Annotated in this window: 11 protein-coding genes; 4 read left to right on the forward strand and 7 right to left on the reverse strand. The window is 44.3% G+C overall.

The annotated features are described in order from the left end of the window. Positions 1–123 precede the first annotated feature (123 nt). Complete coding sequence (gene murD / locus QUB66_RS12700) at positions 124–1,476, forward strand: UDP-N-acetylmuramoyl-L-alanine--D-glutamate ligase (protein ID WP_332968149.1); 1,353 nt, start codon at positions 124–126, stop codon at positions 1,474–1,476. Between the two features lie 176 nt (positions 1,477–1,652). On the opposite strand, the gene QUB66_RS12705 is transcribed toward murD, so the two are convergent. The 7 genes from QUB66_RS12705 to QUB66_RS12735 all read right to left on the reverse strand — a co-directional run bounded on the left by QUB66_RS12705 (position 1,653) and on the right by QUB66_RS12735 (position 11,152). Next, positions 1,653–1,808 (reverse strand): hypothetical protein, encoded by a 156-nt coding sequence (locus QUB66_RS12705; RefSeq protein WP_332968148.1) that lies wholly within the window; start codon positions 1,806–1,808, stop codon positions 1,653–1,655. Between the two features lie 51 nt (positions 1,809–1,859). Then, complete coding sequence (locus tag QUB66_RS12710) at positions 1,860–2,225, reverse strand: hypothetical protein (RefSeq protein WP_332968147.1); 366 nt, start codon at positions 2,223–2,225, stop codon at positions 1,860–1,862. Next, positions 2,194–2,376: a hypothetical protein gene (locus QUB66_RS12715; protein ID WP_265238946.1), complete on the reverse strand. Its 183-nt coding sequence runs from the start codon at positions 2,374–2,376 to the stop codon at positions 2,194–2,196. Before QUB66_RS12715 ends, QUB66_RS12710 begins: the two co-directional genes overlap by 32 nt. A 73-nt stretch (positions 2,377–2,449) precedes the next feature. After that, on the reverse strand, positions 2,450–2,869 hold the full coding sequence (locus tag QUB66_RS12720; RefSeq protein WP_265238947.1) for an MAPEG family protein: 420 nt from the start codon (positions 2,867–2,869) through the stop codon (positions 2,450–2,452). A 273-nt stretch (positions 2,870–3,142) separates the two neighbouring features. Beyond that, positions 3,143–3,478: a hypothetical protein gene (locus QUB66_RS12725; protein WP_265238948.1), complete on the reverse strand. Its 336-nt coding sequence runs from the start codon at positions 3,476–3,478 to the stop codon at positions 3,143–3,145. Between the two features lie 179 nt (positions 3,479–3,657). Further along, positions 3,658–9,012 (reverse strand): AAA family ATPase, encoded by a 5,355-nt coding sequence (locus QUB66_RS12730; protein WP_332968144.1) that lies wholly within the window; start codon positions 9,010–9,012, stop codon positions 3,658–3,660. A gap of 391 nt (positions 9,013–9,403) precedes the next feature. Next, the gene (locus QUB66_RS12735; protein WP_265238949.1) at positions 9,404–11,152 is read right to left on the reverse strand and encodes an ABC transporter ATP-binding protein; all 1,749 of its coding nucleotides are present in this window, start codon (positions 11,150–11,152) and stop codon (positions 9,404–9,406) included. A 192-nt stretch (positions 11,153–11,344) separates the two neighbouring features. Here QUB66_RS12735 and QUB66_RS12740 point away from each other — a divergent pair, with 192 nt between their 5' ends. The 3 genes from QUB66_RS12740 to QUB66_RS12750 all read left to right on the forward strand — a co-directional run bounded on the left by QUB66_RS12740 (position 11,345) and on the right by QUB66_RS12750 (position 18,010). Beyond that, a complete protein-coding gene (locus QUB66_RS12740; RefSeq protein WP_265238950.1) occupies positions 11,345–11,542 on the forward strand; it encodes a hypothetical protein in 198 nt (65 codons plus the stop codon). 67 nt (positions 11,543–11,609) lie between these two features. After that, the gene (gene groL, locus QUB66_RS12745; RefSeq protein ID WP_265238951.1) at positions 11,610–13,301 is read left to right on the forward strand and encodes a chaperonin GroEL; all 1,692 of its coding nucleotides are present in this window, start codon (positions 11,610–11,612) and stop codon (positions 13,299–13,301) included. 476 nt (positions 13,302–13,777) lie between these two features. Beyond that, on the forward strand, positions 13,778–18,010 hold the full coding sequence (locus QUB66_RS12750; protein WP_332968142.1) for a PAS domain S-box protein: 4,233 nt from the start codon (positions 13,778–13,780) through the stop codon (positions 18,008–18,010). The last annotated feature ends 153 nt before the right edge of the window (positions 18,011–18,163 follow it).

The raw sequence follows: 18,163 nt of genomic DNA on the forward strand, positions 1-18,163 counted from the left end.
TTCATTTCTCTCTTCTCCTCCTCTGTGCCCTCTGCGCCCTCTGCGGTTAAATCATCCAGAAAAAACCGTAACCGATATAAAAGGAAAAAACCAGGAAAATTCGCTCCATCACACACACAACTTATGCCGATCGCTCACATCATTGGACTAGGAAAATCAGGAAATGCGGCCGCCAGACTGCTCCAACGCGAAGGATGGGAAGTAACGCTGAGCGATCGCTCATCAGCCCCAAACTTGCTCGAACAGCAACAGGAACTCACTAGCGAAGGAATTACCGTTGAATTAGGTAAATCATTTGAACCTGACAAATCTATAGAATTAGTAGTAGTAAGTCCGGGCGTTCCCTGGGACAGTCCAGCATTAGTCCGCGCCAGAGAATTGGGAATTGAAACAATCGGAGAAATGGCGCTGGCGTGGCGCTATCTCAAATCTCATTGGGTGGGAATTACAGGCACTAACGGCAAAACTACGACTACTGCTTTAATTGCTGCTATTTTTGCAGAAGCAGGGCTTTACGCTCCCGCTTGCGGCAATATTGGCTATGCTGCGTGCGAATTAGCTTTAGCCGAAAAACCCCCGGATTGGGTAATCGCCGAAATCAGCAGCTATCAAATAGAATCATCGCCGTTTGTAGCGCCGCGAATCGGAGTTTTGACGACTTTAACGCCGGATCACCTCAGCCGCCATAAAACTTTAGAAAATTATTACAACATTAAAGCGCATTTGCTGAAAAAGTCGGAATTGCAAATCATCAACGGCGACGATCCTGTTTTGCGGCAGCAAGGAGTTGACATTTGGCCTGATGCGTGTTGGACGAGTGTTAAAGGTGAAAAGGAATTGTTGGGAAAACGCAGTTTTGGAGCGTATATCGAAGACGGTTGGGTAATTGCTCAAGGCGAGAAAATTTTGCCTGCTTCGTCTTTGCGGATGGTGGGAGAGCACAATTTACAAAATTTATTGATGGCGGTGGCGGCGGCTAATTTGGCTGGAATTGAGCCAAGTGCGATCGCCCGCGCGATCGATAAATTCCCCGGAGTGTCGCACCGTCTCGAACACATCCGCACTTGGGAAGGCATAGATTTTATCAACGACAGCAAAGCGACTAATTACGACGCGGCGCAAGTCGGGTTAGCTGCTGTCAGCGCGCCGGCGATTTTGATTGCGGGCGGCGATCCCAAGGAAGGTGATGATAGTGGCTGGATTGATACAATTAAGGCGAAAGCTGTGGGGGTGCTGTTAATTGGGGATGCGGCAGGTATTTTTAGCGATCGGCTCGAACAAGCCGATTATAATGCTTGGGAAATAGTCGAAACAATGGAAAGAGCAATTCCGAGGGCGGCAGAATTAGGCAAACAAAATAATGCTAAAGTCGTGTTGCTTTCCCCAGCTTGTGCTAGCTTCGATCAATACCAAAGCTTCGAGCAGCGAGGCGATCATTTCCGTCAATTGTGTCTCGAATCGCTACCTGAAGAGTAGGGCTAAATATAGATTATCCCTGAGAAAAATCAGGCTTTTTAACTGGTTCCCAGGCTCCAGCCTGGGAACCTATATCTAGAGGCTCTGCCTCGCTTTAACTTGAATTGCATATTCGGGGCGATGCTAAAAGCCCACCCCACAAGAGTTAACTGATAACTTTATAGATTCGCAATTCCTCAAACACTCTTCCAAATATCCTTAATTCTCGCCTGTTGTTCCCATTCTAGCTCATGAAAAACTAGCATCATTTCCTCATGAGTGTAATCAATAATGATGGCGGCTAATTCATCGACATTTTCCGCTTCCAGCATTGCTACTTTCAATTTAGTCATTGATTCTTTATCCATTAACACTAAAACTTTAATCATTCCCTCACTATTATGTTAATTGTGCGTGCAAATCTCTTTCAGTTTTGCATTAAAACTAGAAACATCAGCAGCACTGATTGTATCAAAATACTGTAAGGAGATTTGAAAATTTTCGCGACAAAGCTGAGAGTGCAATGTTTCATCAATCTCCAATATATTGACTGTTGAAGCGACATTTTTTGGCAACAAAAAAATTGCTATTTCCCTTTCCAGTTGGCGATTTCCTTGCTCAAAGAAATCTTGAGAGTTAGAACGAAACAAACCGCTATTGATTTGCCCAATTGGGTTAGGTGTCAGCGATTGAGCCGAGACAGCAGCCGGAAATGCCAAAGATGCTGTTAGCCACAAGCTAGGAATTATCTTTTTGAGAATGCTGTTCATAACTGTCGGGAGGATTTTTCACCTCAATTGGTTTTTCGTCTTCTGATTCGCTTGCTAATTCATCTTCTAATTTAAGTTTTTCTTGCCACTCGGTAAGCTGCTGAAAAAGTTTCTGGTTAATTTGAAATACGGGTTTGTTGGTTTCTGACATATTGACTCCTGAAGATTTTTGAAAGAGTTAAATTTATGGGTAAGGTGCGCACTGCACACCCTACTAATATTAGTTATAGCTGTGAAACTTTTACCAGCGACATGATGATGCCAATCAAGGAACCGCCCAGTAAAGTTAAAGTAGCTAAGGTACTAATGCCAAATCCTGCGGTTCGTTTTTCCGCCGCTTGATAGTAACCCCAAGCAAACAAAATGCGTCCAACTATCCAAACTGCGCCGATACCGGCGGCCCAAATTGGGCTAACAAATTGCGAAAACAGCCACAGCGAGGGCAAAAATAGAATCATTTGCTCTAAGGTGTTTTGCTGAACTCGTACTACTCGCTCAAAGTCTGGGTTTCCTGTCATCTGCGGAGGGGAAACTTTGTATTTGAATCTGGCTCTGCCGACGTTGATGGTGACAACGAAGTAGAGAATTAATGCTGAAACAGTAATTAGACTGGGCCAGAGTGTGGCGTTTGCTTCTGCGAGCATGATTTGGGATTATTCGGATGGAGTATATATCTTAATTATAAATCAATTATTGTCGATCGCGTCATTCATCGCGATCGAGTAATTCAAGCAACGGGATTTGGTGTAACTGCTGGCTATACGCGCGAGTTGCAACTCTCGCGTATGCTGGCTTATTTATATTGTCGGCTACACCCCTGAATCGCTTTTGTATAGGAACAGTAAACAAAGGTTAATAAAGTGTGAATTGTTAATAGGTGAGTAGAGAGGTTATCCCATCCCTACTCGCTTGCGGGTCTACAATTCAATGACTGCGAGTTTCTTTTTACTCTTTTGGTCGCAAAGAACTACGGTATTGTAAGGGGAGGTATCAGTTCCTAATGGGACGGCGCTTTTAACGTTACCCATATTTCCTGTGAGTTCGCCTAGTTCTATGGATTTATTTAAATTTCCATCTATCGCTAGGTATGCACTCAATTTTACTTTGGAATTTGTGACTTCTAAATCCTTAAAAACTACGGCCTCTCCTGCTTCAGGATCGATCCCCAGAATGACCGTCCCGTGCGCGACAACCGAACTTTCTTCGTCATCTACGTTACCCATCTTGATGTCAGCGGGGTCTTGACCGTCCATAGCTAAATCTCCTCAAATGTTTGTTGATTTTAAATACTTTTTAGCTTATATTAATGACGGAGCAATAACAACGATCTTAAGACGGATATTCCCCATCTCGATCGCTATACCGTTAGTAAGAGAAATTTGTTAGTGTCATGAATTATTCATGACACTAACCTTTTTTAGCTAACGCATTCTTAGTCCTGATCTTGTTGAATACAGCGCTGTTGATAAATTTGAGCCGCTTTATCTGTGGGATTGCGGCGCAGGCACTCAGCAAACAATCGCTCCGCATCTCCAAGCTTTTGCAAATGGTAGAGTACCAAAGCTTCTTCAAACACTGTTCTCGTGGCTACCTTGCCCTCATAAGTCTCAGGGCGATCGGCATCGAAAACTTCAAAAATCGATACCGTTTCTGATTTGCCCTTAACTGTTACGCGATCGATCAGGCGGATAGCATACTGGTTAGAATCTGGCAAAGATCTAAAAGTTTCGTGACTAATTAACATCGAAACCCCATATTTTTTAGTCAAGCTTTCTATCCGCGAGGCCAAATTCACTGCATCGCTAATCACCGTGCTATTCATTCGGTTTTTTCCCCCAACCGTGCCGAGAATTAAAGAACCTGTATTGATGCCAATGCCAATCTTAATCGACACGTATCCAGAAGCAGTGCGATATTGATTATATTCGGTAAGACGATGTAGCATATCAATGCCTGCTTTGACGGCATTATCTGCCTCGCCGCTAAAGAGAGCCATAATTGCATCGCCAATATACTTGTCAATAAATCCTTGATTTGCAGTAATGGCAGGCTCCAGGCGCGACAAATAGGCATTAATAAAGTTGAAATTGTCTTGCGGAGTCATACTTTCCGACAAAGTTGTGAAGTCGCGAATATCGGAAAAGAGTACCGACATTTCCTGTTGAACTTGGTCGCCTAATTTAACATCAACAATGCTTTCTTTATCCAGGAATTGGAGGAATTGGCGGGGGACGAAACGCTCAAAAGCCTGGTTAAGTTCGCTGAGATTATTGTAGAGACGCGCATTTTCAATAGAAATAGCTGCCTGGGAGGAAAGTAGATTTAAAACTTCCAAGCGATCGGGAGTAAAAGCGTCTGTGGTTAGATTATTTTCTAAATAGATAATTCCTACCAGTTTAGCTTGATATTGGAGAGGGAAGCACAGAATTGATTTAGGCTTATGCGCTTTGATGTAGGGGGAATTAGCAAATTTAGGGTCATTTGCAGCATCGCTCAATACTACACTTTCCCGCGTGCGAGCCACATAGTTAACAATTGTGTGAGAAATTAAAAGTTTATCCCCAAGTTCCCACCCCGACTTGACGGGGATTGACTGCAACACAGTCACGCCATCTTGATCCACAGAGCCTTCAGCTTCAATCAGCAATTTCCCCTTAATTTCTAGAATCAAAAAGCCCTTTTGTGCTCCGGCATTCTCAATAATAATCCGCATCAATTTCGCCAGCAATTTATCTAGCACAATTTCCTCGGATAGGGTTTGTGAAGCTTTCATGACTGTGGTCAAATCCAGTTCAGAAGAAGTGCGATAGCCAGTTGTGGTAGGCGGCGTAGATGTTTTTGTGCTGAGAGTTCCCCTATCTGAGGTATTTCTTTGTAGTAACTGAGGATAGCGTCTATCTAGATCGTCAACTTTAGCTGTTGCACCCCAGCGGACATAGCAATAACGGGCATCTTGCATATAGACTTGCGCGATTTTATCTTGATCTAAAGCGAGATAAAACTTGGCAGCTAGTTCATGTGCCAGTGCTTCTTCATTGATGTATTCATGTTCTTTAGCAAGAGCAATAGCTTTTTTATAATAGTCCATTGCTACAAACTCTGAGCCTTGAAGTCGATGCCGTTCTGCTTCTACAAGATAAAACTTGTGTAAATGATTCATTGGGGCATGATGCGCCCATTTTTTAAACTTTTTCTGGTTAGATTGCACCTTTCGAGATAGGCGTTTTTGCTGGATTTTTGAGGAAGAAGAATACACGGCAATTCTTGTAAGCGAATCGTAAAAGTAAAATAACGTAGAAGTCAGCATCCCTGCTGCACTATCTATATATTTTTCCGCTAGTGCCGCATTGTCTACCGCTTCCTCGTACTCTCCAAATAGGTAACAGAGTGTCAGTTTTTCAAGATATGTATGAAAAAGTATAGTTTGGTCATTCGCCTCAACATCAAGGGGTAGTCTTTTCGACTCGTCATAAACATCACCAATTAAAAGGCAGGGATTTTTCGATTGCCCCATCAAATTCAGAACCCTCTGCCGATTTATATTAATGTAATGAAAGTTTCGCTCTTGCTTTAATTTTTGGATAGTATCACTGTATTTGGCTGCCTCCCGCTCAACAACAGCTAACTCCTGCCCCGTGGAATAGGAATTGTAGGAGTTCCACAATATGGAATATGTCCCATATTCTAAATCTCCTGTTTCTAGTCCGCTCGAATATGCAAGCAGTAAAGGCTGTAATGTCTGCCTTCCATGCTCTTTGTAATGCCTGATCAAGTAATTAAAAATAGAGATTACTTTAGTTTTCACGCTTCTAGCGTTGAGCCGCTCTGATAGACTTAAAGCTAGGTTGCCAAATTTATAGCCGGATTCAATATCTCCTAATACTCCGCAAAGAATAAACCCATAAGATGCATACACAATTGACGAGAAGGAAGCATTACCGTATTTGACCGATATATTGATACCTTTACAAATAACCAGCGGTAATAGGTTAGGAGCAGCTATATAGGAAGCAGAAATTATAATCGCTAGAATACGAATTGCTGCCAACTTATTAGGTGCAGTCATTTCCGGTAAGTCGATTAAGTCCTCAATTCGTTTGCCCAACAAGGCTAACTTTGTCCCTGTCAAACCGAGTAAGACATCTAAGTTACTGGGCTTTTTAGGCAAACTAACTCCCAACAGCTTCAGAACTGTTAGTCCAGTATCAACTGCTTCTAATGGCTTGTTCTGCGTTAGATAAGCAGAGATTTTAACTTCATAAACTTTCACCTTATCCAGCAATACTTTGCCCTGTTGCAGCACGACTGGAACTAATCTCTCCATTTCATCGAATTGACCGCACAAATAGGCAGCTTCTGCGGCTTCTACATACAGAGAAAGTGTAGTATCGTACTGCGTCTGCCAACTTGACCCCCCTTCACTTCCCCCTTTGCTAAGGGAGGACTGAGAGGGGCTCAACAATTCTAAGCCGCTTGTTAGGTAGGTAAGGGCGGGTTGAAAAGCGGCTGAAGCTTTTGCTTTCTTGCCAGCTATTAGGTTTAACTTTGCCAATTCATCTCGTTTCTGCTGGTTTTCGAGCAGGTTGGTGCCGAAATTCAATTGATTAACAATGTCAAAGATTTTTTCCTCTTGCTGCTGGAATGGGGTATTACTCAGGAGTAGCTGACCGATTTGCAGATGGTAGGCTTGCTTGCGGTGTTCGGGAATGAGAGAATAGGCGGCTTGTTGGATGCGATCGTGGGCAAACTTGTAAGCTACCTCGAATTCATCAGAATTTCGGTCTGTTTGCAGAAATTTGTAATCATCTCCTACTGGAACAATTAGACCTTCTCGCACGGCTGACCAGAGTTCATTTGCCGTTTCTTTTTGTGGCTTTTCACCTACAATCGAGAGAGTTTTTAAATCAAACTGGTTGCCAATACAAGCAGCGGTTTTTAATACTTCTTGCGTCAGTTCTGGTAGTTTTTGAATTTTTTGAGCCATCAACTCAACGACATTATCAGTAATGTCCTGTGCTTGAATTTGATCTAAATCCCACTGCCAACTGCCACTGAGAAAATCGAAATCTAATAGGTTTTCTGTATAAAGCGACTGGAGAAACTCTTTCAGGAAGAACGGATTACCCTGAGTTTTGGCAAGCAATAATTCGGCTAATGGCTTGGCTTTTTCTGCGTCGCACTTAAGCGTATCGGCAATTAATTGATTGATACAAGTTAAATCTAAGGTTGAGAGCAAGATGGAATTTACAGTTGCTCCAGCTTTTTGAATTTCTGATAAGGTAATTTTTAAGGGATGGGCTGCACTGACTTCATTATCCCGATAGGCTCCAATTAGCAGTAGATACGAACTATCTACATCAGTTATGATTAACTGCATTAATTTCAGAGTAGCGGAGTCTGCCCACTGTAAGTCATCTAGAAAGATAACTAAGGGATGCTCTTGTTGACAAAAGACATGAATGAAGTTTTGAAAGACTAAGTTAAACCGATTTTGGGATTCAGTCGCTGCTAGCTCTAGGATGGCTGGTTGCTTGCCAATAATCAGTTCGATTTCAGGGATGACATTAATAATAATTTGTCCGTTGGCTCCTAATGCTGATAGGAGTTGATCGCGCCATACGTGTAGTTGTTCGGACGTTTCAGTTAGCAGTTGTCGAACTAATTCTCGAAATGCACTGACGATAGCACTGTAAGGAATATTTCGCTGGAATTGGTCAAACTTACCAGAAATGTAATAACCGCGTCGTTCGGTAATGGGTTTATAGATTTCTTGAACTAATAATGATTTACCAATACCAGAATAACCAGCAACGAGCATGAGTTGGCTGCTGCCATTAGCTATCCGGTCAAAAGCTGCGAGTAACGTTTCAATTTGGCTTGACCTGCCATAGAGCGTTTGTGGGATTTGAAATCTATCAGAAATATCTTGTTCGCCTAAAACAAAATTTTCTATTTTTTTACCACTTTCTAGCTGCCTTAGACATAGCGCCAAATCGTTTCGGATCCCTAAAGCATTTTGGTATCGTTCCTCTGCTGTTTTTGCCATTAGTTTCATCACGATTTCTGAAACGACTACAGGAATTGCGGGATTAATTACATGGGGTGGGACGGGTTGTTGAGCAATATGACAATGAACCAACTCCATTGCATCGATCGCGTCAAAAGGCAATTGGTTTGTCAATATTTTATAGAAGGTAACTCCCAGCGAGTAAAAATCTGTACGGTAATCGATCGCTCGATTCATCCTGCCTGTTTGTTCGGGAGAAATATAAGCTAACGTCCCTTCTAAAACATTAGGGCTTTTTAAGGCAGTGCTTTCCCTTGATAAGGCTGTGGACAAGCCAAAATCAATAATTTTTAATTCTCCCGTTTGAGAGTTAAACACAATATTGGACGGGTTAATATCTTTATGAATAACGTTTGACTGATGAATTCTCCCCAGGGTTTCAGCGATTTGAATGGCGGTTTGGAGAAATTCTAATAAAGTAAACTGTCTTTTTTCGAGTAATATCCCTAAAGATTCCCCGCCGAAATCCTCTAATAACATTACCAGCGTGTTGTTATGTCTTCGTAGCTCGTAAGCCTTAACAACTCCTCCGAAGTCTAAGCGGCGGGTGATTTCATATTCCTGCTGGTAACGGACAAGTTCGGCAGGGGTAGGATAGTCTTCTTTGAGTAATTTCAGGATCAGCGGTTGGTTATCCTGTTCTCTAATTCCCCGATAGACTAGCGAGTTGGCGCTTTCGTAAATTTGGGCTAAAACTTTAATTCCAGGGAGTCTAATCATGTTTGGCTCTCCATTTTTGGTACTTGTGAATCTTGCGCGCAATAGTCAGCGACTACTGATAGCACTCGATCGCCTTGGCATAGTTGCTCAAGGAAGCGTAAATATTTCGCAGATTCCCCAATGCTGCCCCTTCACCTCGGCGGTCTTTAATCTCTCGGTAGATAGTCAATGTCTGTTGACTAAAGTGTAATCAACCCTGGAACCCTTCTGAGTTTAGCTCAAAGTTGGCTGACCGTTGTTAAATTGCAGGCGACTGGATTTTAACAACAAAAACTGTTACCTTCTTCGATCGCGAAAAGCGCTGATCAGGCACTTCCCATAAAACTCGCTGCCCGTGGCGTTACAATGAACGCCCTTGCTACATATAGCAATCCTGTTTGACACGAGCATTTCAATGCAGCAATTCTTCTATTTTTTGCTGGTTCCACAAATACTGATAAAGCCCTGTTTGCTTTACCAATTCTGCGTGAGTGCCACTTTGCACTATTTCTCCTTTTTCCATGACGAAAATGCGATCGGCACTAGCAGCCGCGGACATTTGGTGCGAGATGAAAATTACGGTTTTGCGATCGGTTCCGGTTGCTAAGTTATTCAAGATATCGGTAGCAGTTTGATTGTCCACGCTGGAAAGAGCGTCATCTAAAATGAGCACGGGAGCGTCAACTAATAAGGCTCTAGCTAGTGCTGTCCGCTGCCGCTGTCCGCCGGATAAGGTAATACCACGCTCGCCGACAACTGTTTTGTACTGCTGCGGAAAGTTGAGGATTTCGGGGTGGATTTGGGCTTGTTTGGCGGCTGCTTCAATTTCCGGCTCTTCTGCTAAAGGGTTGCCGTAGCGGATGTTATTCTTAATCGTAGTACCGAATAGAAAGCTTTCTTGGGGCACGTAGGCGATCGCCCCGCGCAACTCCCTCAACTTCACCTCAGTAATATCCTGCCCGTCTACAAACAACTCGCCCGGATCGATATCCAGCAAGCGCGGCAACGCATTAGCCAAGGTTGATTTGCCAGAGCCGATCGCCCCGACAATTGCGACAGTTTCGCCAGATTTGATGGTAAAACTAACATCCTTGAGTGCGGGTATCTTAGCACCGGGATAGGTATAATTCAAGTTGCGGGCGACTATTTCGCCTTTGACGGGAGTTGGCAGTTCAAGTGCATTCGCAGCATCCTTAATGCTCGGTTCCACCATCAAAATTGATTCGATGCGATCGACACTGACTTCTCCACGCTGGTAAGCAGTAATTGTGAAACCTAACAGCGCCGTCGGAAATACCAAACGCTCGACATAAATCAGCAGCGCCACAAAATCGCCGATGCTAATTTCGCCCTTAGCAATTGCCCCGCCACCCGCAGAAAGCAGCACCAACAAACTGATGCTTGCCAAACCGCCCAGCAGCGGAAAAATAAAGTTTCGAGTTTGTGCTAATGTCAAATTTGCTGATAGCAACTTGGCATTACAAGCGCGAAATGCTCGGCGTTCATTTTCTTCTTGAGCGTAGATTTTAATCACGGACATCCCGCTCATATCTTCTTGAATCAAATCGCTCATCGCCGATAGTTCTTCTTGCACGGCTAATTGCTGGATGCGAAGTTTGTCGCTAAATAATTGCACCAAAACTAGCATTAAAGGATAAACTGCGATCGCCAATAGCGTCAGCCGTACATCAATCCCCAACATCACCGGCAAACTCAAAGCATAGGCAAATGTCGTATTCGCCAAACTCAGCACTGCAAAACCCACCAAGCGGCGAATATTGTCCAAATCGGAAGTGGCGCGGTTAATTAAATCCCCTACCGTATTGACAGCAAAATAAGACGGTTCTAATGTTAATAAATGATTAAATATTTGCTGTTTTAGGTCAAATTCTACTTGACGCCCCACGCCAAACAGCAGAATCCGCGACACCATCCGAATTCCCCACATAATTGAGGCGAGGAGCAGAATCAGGAGGACGTAGTTGAAAACTTGGTCAAATTTAGTGGCAACTTGGAGAGTGTCAATGGCATTCCGAATCAGCAGGGGAATGTAAACGCCCACAGCATTGACGATTAATAGCGAGAAAACGCCCCCAAATGTGGGTTTCCAGTGCGGGCGCATATAGGAAATGAGTTTTTGCAGTCGAGAATAACGAGCCATTATGTTAAGTCAGAAGGAAGAAGGAAGAAGGAAGAAGGAAGAAGGAAGAAGGAAGAAGGAAGAAGGAAGAAGGAAGAAGGAAGAAGTCAGTAGTCATTAGTCATTAGTCATTAGTCATTAGTCATTAGTCATTAGTCATCAGTCATCAGGAAGAGGTCGGAGGGAAGAGGGAAAAAGTTAAGAATTTTTTGAATGAAAATTCTGCTTTGGGATGACGGGTTATCAAAATTGGGTTTGGATTTGGAGCAAAAGCCGATCGCCCGAAATGGCACAAATCACATTATATCTGCGGAGAAACCACAGTGCCGTCTCAAAAGCCACCCGCACTCCTCGCCCAAACCCCATCCGCCCCAATTATCCCCCGCACGGCTGAGGCGCGCTACAATCTAAAGTCGATCGGCTTAGCACTCAGACTCAGAGAGTGCTAAATTTGCTATGTAAGCCAAAGAAGACAAACATGACCAAAATAATTGCATTTAGCGACAAATCTCGGCGGGCACTAGAACGCGGCGTAAATCAACTCGCCGATGCAGTCCGCATCACCTTGGGCCCCAAAGGCCGGAACGTCCTACTCGAAAAGAAATTCGGTGCTCCCCAAATCGTTAACGATGGTATCACCGTTGCTAGGGAAATTGAACTCGAAGATCCTCTGGAAAATGCCGGCGCTCGCTTAATTCAAGAAGTCGCCTCCAAAACTAAAGATATCGCAGGCGACGGCACCACCACCGCCACCGTGATCGCTCAATCCCTGATTCGCGAAGGTTTGAAGAACGTCGCAGCAGGCGCAAATCCAGTCGCGCTGCGCCGCGGTATTGAAAAAACGATCGCCCACTTAGTCCTAGAAATCGCCAAATTGGCGAAACCAGTCGAAGGATCTGCCATTGCTCAGGTCGCCACGGTCTCCGCCGGTAACGACGAAGAAGTCGGCGCCATGATTGCCCAAGCAATGGAAAAAGTCACCAAAGACGGCGTAATTACTGTTGAAGAGTCGAAATCTCTGTTAACAGAATTGGAAGTTGTCGAAGGGATGCAGTACGATCGCGGATATCTTTCCCCGTATTTCGTCACCAACAACGATCGCATGGAAGTTGAGTATGAAAACGCTCGCATCCTGATTACCGACAAAAAAATCAATTCCATTCAAGAACTAATTCCGATTCTTGAAAAAGTCGCCCGCACCGGTTCACCGCTGATCATTATCGCCGAAGATATTGAAGGTGAAGCTTTGGCAACTTTGGTAATTAACAAAGCACGCGGCGTGTTGAACATCGCAGCTACCAAATCTCCTGGTTTTGGCGAGCGACGCAAAGCCATGCTACAAGATATCGCCGTTCTGACCGGCGGTCAACTGATTTCTGAAGAAGTCGGACTCAGCATTGATACCGCAACACTAGAAATGCTCGGTACCGCTCGCAAAATTACGATCGACAAAGAAAACACCATCATTGTCGCTGGCGACGAACACAAAGCAGACGTGCAAGCACGGATCGAGCAAATCCGCAAGCAGCTAGAAGCGACGGATTCCGACTACGACACCGAAAAATTGAGCGAACGCATTGCCAAACTCGCTGGCGGTATTGCTGTAATCAAAGTAGGCGCAGCTACCGAAACCGAGCTCAAAGACCGCAAATTGCGCATTGAAGATGCTCTCAACGCTACTAAAGCTGCTGTGGAAGAAGGCATTGTTGCTGGAGGCGGGACGACGCTGATTCACCTGATTACAAAAATAGATGCAATCAAAAAGACTTTAGACGCTGAAGAACAAATCGGCGCTGACTTGGTTGCGAAGGCTTTGGAAGCTCCTTTGCGTCAAATCGCTGATAATGCGGGCGTTGAAGGTTCGATCGCGATCGAGCGAGTGCGCGCGAGCGAGTTGAACATTGGTTACAATGCTCTCACCGACGTGTACGAAGATATGATTGCCGCTGGAATTATTGATCCGGCCAAGGTTGTGCGATCGGCTTTACAAAATGCCGGTTCCATTGCTGGTATGGTGTTAACCACCGAAGCTGTGATTGTCGAAAAACCAGAGAAGAAAAAAGCTGGTGGCGACATGGGCGACATGGGCGGCATGGGCGGCATGGGTGGCATGGGCGGCATGGGCGGCATGGGCGGCATGGGCGGCATGGGCGGCATGGGCATGATGTAGTCATTAGTCATTAGTCATCAGTCATTAGTTTGCAGCTAAAAACTGCCTGGTGACTGCTGGCGTTTGAGACAAAAAAGCCGTCTGTAACGTCTGTAGGGTGCGCCTCGCGTACCTTACGCTATTTGATGATCAACTAAGATTTTCCCCATCTCCCCCTCTCCCCATCTCCCAATCTCCCCATCTCCCCATCTCCCCCTCTCCCCCTCTCCCCATCTCCCCATCTCCCCATCTCCCCCTCTCCCCATCTCCCCATCTCTCTTTTGTATCCGATGCGTCTTGTTTAAAAAAAGAGCAGATGCTTTAATTTAAGTTATATTCATAAAAATACTATTTCCTGAAAATTCTTGTAATATAGAGAGTTGCGCCGAAAACTGCACCGGAAATCGCAAAAGTAAAGTATGCAAAAATATTTGAGTGAGTTAAACTAATTTCAGGAAAATAGTAAAGTTTAACTTGCAAGCGATCAAAAAATACCCATGCAGGAAGTTATCAACTCGTTACAGTCTTTTTTCTCTAACTCTGTTGATGCTTTCCTAGAGTGCGATCGACAGCAAAAATACCTATCTGTTAATCCTGTAGCTGCTGGCTGGATGGGATTGGAGTCTGCGGAAATAGTCAACAAAACTAATCAGGAATTATTAAAATTATATCCCAATAATACTGCTCTCAAAAATATAATCTCGCAGATTGATTCCTGCCTGCAACAAGTATTTATCACAGGCGAAACAAAGCTGGCAATTCACGAGGTGACAGCAGCAGACGGCGGGATTAAAATCTACGAAACGGCTTACACGCCAGCGATGGATGCCTCTAGCAACCAGATGCGGGTTTTGGGCGTTGGTAGAGATATCACCAGGCACTACCGCTGGCAGCAGCAGAAAGCTCAACAGTTGCGCCGATCGAATCATTTACTGTGGTTGAATGCAGCTAACAGTCCCCTGGCAATGGTAGGCTGGGATGAAGATTTTCGGATCATTCAGTGGTCAAAACGTGCTGAAGAAATTTTTGGCTGGACATCTGATGATATGCTGGGCAAGCATTTCGGCGATTTGGATTTGGTTTGCGAGGAAGATAAAGAGGCCGTAAGTGCGATCGAACTCGAACTAACCTCCGGCAGCGGCAATACTTCAATTAACCGCAACTATACCAAATGCGGACAGGTAATTTGGTGTCGCTGGTTCAACTCGATTATTCGCAGCGGCGACACTTTTACCGTACTTTCCTTAGTGGAAGACATCACAGATCGCAAACGGTTGGAAGCCGAAAAAGCCCAAGCTTCTCGCCTCACAGCAATGGTAGCAGATGTCGGTATTGCCCTGACTAAACACCCTCAAGATATCCTGCTTCCCTGTTGCGAGGCAATGGTGCGAAATCTCGATGTCGCCTCCGCTGAAATTTGGACTTTAAACTCTCAATCTAATATTTGGGAGTTGCAAGCAGCCTCGGAAATCTACAGCCACACAGACGATCGGGTGAGCTTTATTGCAAGTAAGGTTAACTCGATCGCCCAACAGCAAAAACCGCAATTTGACTGCGGATTTGAACTGAAGAATTTTGGACTTCCAGAGGAAGAATCCGAAGCAACAGGGTTATACAGTTCCGAATTAGCAATTATCAACAACCGCCAAAATCCGGCAAATTGCCAAATTCCCCAGCAAATTCTTACCTTCGCCGGCTACCCCTTAATAGTCGAAGAAAGGCTGGTGGGAGTCATGGTAATTATCAGCCTCAAGCCGCTGACAGCACCTTTTCAGGAAACTTTGGCATCGGTTGCCGATGTCATCGCTTTAGGCATCGAACGCAAGCGCGCAGAAGCCGAATTAAAATCAGCGAGAAGCTTCCTCAATTCTGTAGTAGAAAATCTGCCTGTGGGAGTTTTTGCTAAAGATGCTTCTTCGCTGAAATTTGTGCTGTGGAATAAGGCGGGAGAAACGATCGCAGGTGTGACATCTCAAGAGGCGATCGGCAAAAATGACTACGATATTTACCCCAAAGAACAAGCTGATGTTTTCACTGCTCAAGACAGGGAAATATTGACCGCTCCTCACAACCAATCTACTGTTAAAGACATCGCCGAAGAGCCGATCCAAACTCGCCACAAAGGTATGAGAATTCTGCACACCCGCAAAGTGCCAATTCTCGATGCTCAGGGCTATCCTCAGTACGTTTTGGGCATTACAGAAGATATTACCGAACGCAGGCAGGTAGACGAAAGCGTGCGCCTCTACGACCAAATTGTTGAGAATATGCAAATTGGTTTGTATGTCTACCATTTGGAAGATATAGACGATGATAGTACGTTAAGGATGATCGCCTCGAATCCGGCTGCTACGCGGTTTACCGGGCTAGAAATGGCCGACGTTTTGGGCATGACAATTGACGAGATTTTTCCCGATTGGCGATCGAAAAATATTCCCCAAGCCTTTGCTTCAGTAATTCGCAGCCAAAAAGCCCTAGAAGTTGAAGATATTGACTGTGACGAATCCGGCAAAATAACTCGCGCTTTTTCTATTAAAGCTTTTCCCTTACCTAACAACTCCGTCGGCGTTGCTTTTGAAAACATTACCAAGCGCAAATGCCTGGAAGTAGAATTGCAAGTAGCTTTGGCACAAACTGAAAGTTCCGAACAACTGCTTCGCACGGTAATTGACAAAACTAGCGACTGGATTTTTGCCAAAAATACAGATTTTCGCTTTATTTTGGCAAACAAGAGTTTTGCTCAAGCGATCGGCAAAACAGTCGAAGAAATCCTTGGCAAAACAGATGTAGAATTAGGATTTTCAGAAGATCTCATATTTGGTAATTCCGCCAAGAATATCCGAGGATTCCGCAACGACGACTCTGCTGTACTTGCCGGAGCAATTATCCACAATCCCTGCGATGCGGCAACAGTTGCTGACGGTTCAGTACATATTTTAGACACCCAAAAACTTCCCCTGCGCGATGCTGAAGGCAATATATTTGCAGTGCTAGCTTTCACTCACGATATTACAGAACGCCATGAATCGGAAGCAGCTTTACGCAGGAGTGAAGCCAGATTTCGGTCTTTGGTAGCTAATATTCCCGGAGTAGTTTATCGCTGTCGGTGCGATTTTTCGACAAGTTTTATTAGCGAGGCTATTTACTTACTAGCTGGCTACCCTGCTGCGGATTTTGTTTCGCGTTTGGACAGGGGAGGACGGACTTTTGCTAGCATTATTTACGCGGAAGATTTGGCAAAAGTAGAAGCAACAATTCGGCAAGGAATAGAAAAGAAACAGTCTTATCACTTGGAATACCGCTTGCTAGCAGCAGACGGCACGGTTAAATGGGTGTGGGATAAAGGTTCTCCCGTGTTAGACGCAGATGGGAGTGTTTCCTGTTTGGATGGGGCAATTTTTGATATTAGCGATCGCTACTACGCCCAAGAAGCATTGCGCCAAAAAACTTCTGAGTTGGAAGCTGTTTTTCTGGCATTGCCAGATTTGTATTTCCGCGTCGATGCTGACGGCATTATTTTGGATTACTTGTCAGGAAATTCAGCGGATTTGCACCTAAACTCCGACTATTTTCTTGGCAAACGAATGACAGATATATTGCCACCAACCGCCGCCAGTCAGCTCGATCAGGCTCTTCTTGAAGTTGCCGAAAACAGAACTCCAGTTAATCTAGAGTATTCGCTACCCCTGGAGTCAGGAGAAGAAACTTATGAAGCGAGATTGCTGCCTTTTAACTCGAATCAAGCGATCGCCATCGCCCGCAATATTACCAAGCGCAAACAAGCCGAATCTGAATTAAAACATAAAAATCACGAGTTAGAGCAAACATTGAAACAATTAGGCAGAACTCAAGCTCAACTAATTCAAGCGGAAAAAATGTCGAGTTTGGGACAGCTAGTGGCGGGAATTGCTCACGAAATTAATAATCCTGTCAGTTTTATATACGGCAATATAATTTACGCTAGCAACTACGCCAAAAACTTACTGCAACTGTGCAGTTTATATCAAGAATATTACCCGGAACCTGTTTCTGCGATCGCGGAGTTTGCTGAGGAAATAGAAGTAGAATTCATGAAAGAGGATTTCCCGCACCTGCTGAAATCAATTGAAACTGGAGCCGATCGCATTCGCGAAATTGTTCTGTCTTTGCGCAACTTTTCTCGCCTGGAAGAATCAGCTCTTAAGCGTGTTGATATTCACGAAGGAATTGACAGCGCCATATTAATTTTGCAACATAAAATTAAAGAAAATGGTAAAAATCGCCAGATCGAAATAGTTAAAAAATATGGAAAACTGCCGCCAGTACAGTGCTACGTCGGACAGTTAAATCAAGTGTTTATGAATATATTAAGTAATGCCATTGATGCTTTAACCGATGTCAGAAATAGAAGGTTAGAATTGACGATTGCAACGGATACGGAAGGGCAAAATTCTCCGAGTTTACCTTTGGCTTGCGACGTATTGCCTTCGATTCAGATTCGCACGGAGGTTTTGGAGAACAATCGGGTGGCGATCGCAATTTCGGATAACGGGCTGGGAATAGCAGAGTCTGTTAAATCTCGGATATTTGACCCGTTTTTCACTACTAAACCAGTCGGTAAAGGTACTGGTTTGGGACTGTCTATCTCTTATCAGATTGTGGTGGAAAGACACGGGGGCACGCTGCGGTGCATTTCCGCGCCTGGTGGGGGAACTGAATTTGCGATCGAGATTCCAATTCGGCAAAGGTAATAAGCTGTTAGTCATTTAAATTTCTTGCCTGAACCCCTTACAGTATGGGGTATAGACCACAAATAATGCAGTTTAAATGTGGAACAGCTTACCATTTTAAATTTTAATTTTTGGAATCAGTAATTAGTAATTGGTAATTAGTAATTGGCAATT

The sequence above is a fragment of the Microcoleus sp. A2-C3 genome (genome assembly GCF_036706065.1).
In the GTDB taxonomy this organism is placed as follows: Bacteria; Cyanobacteriota; Cyanobacteriia; order Cyanobacteriales; family Microcoleaceae; genus Microcoleus.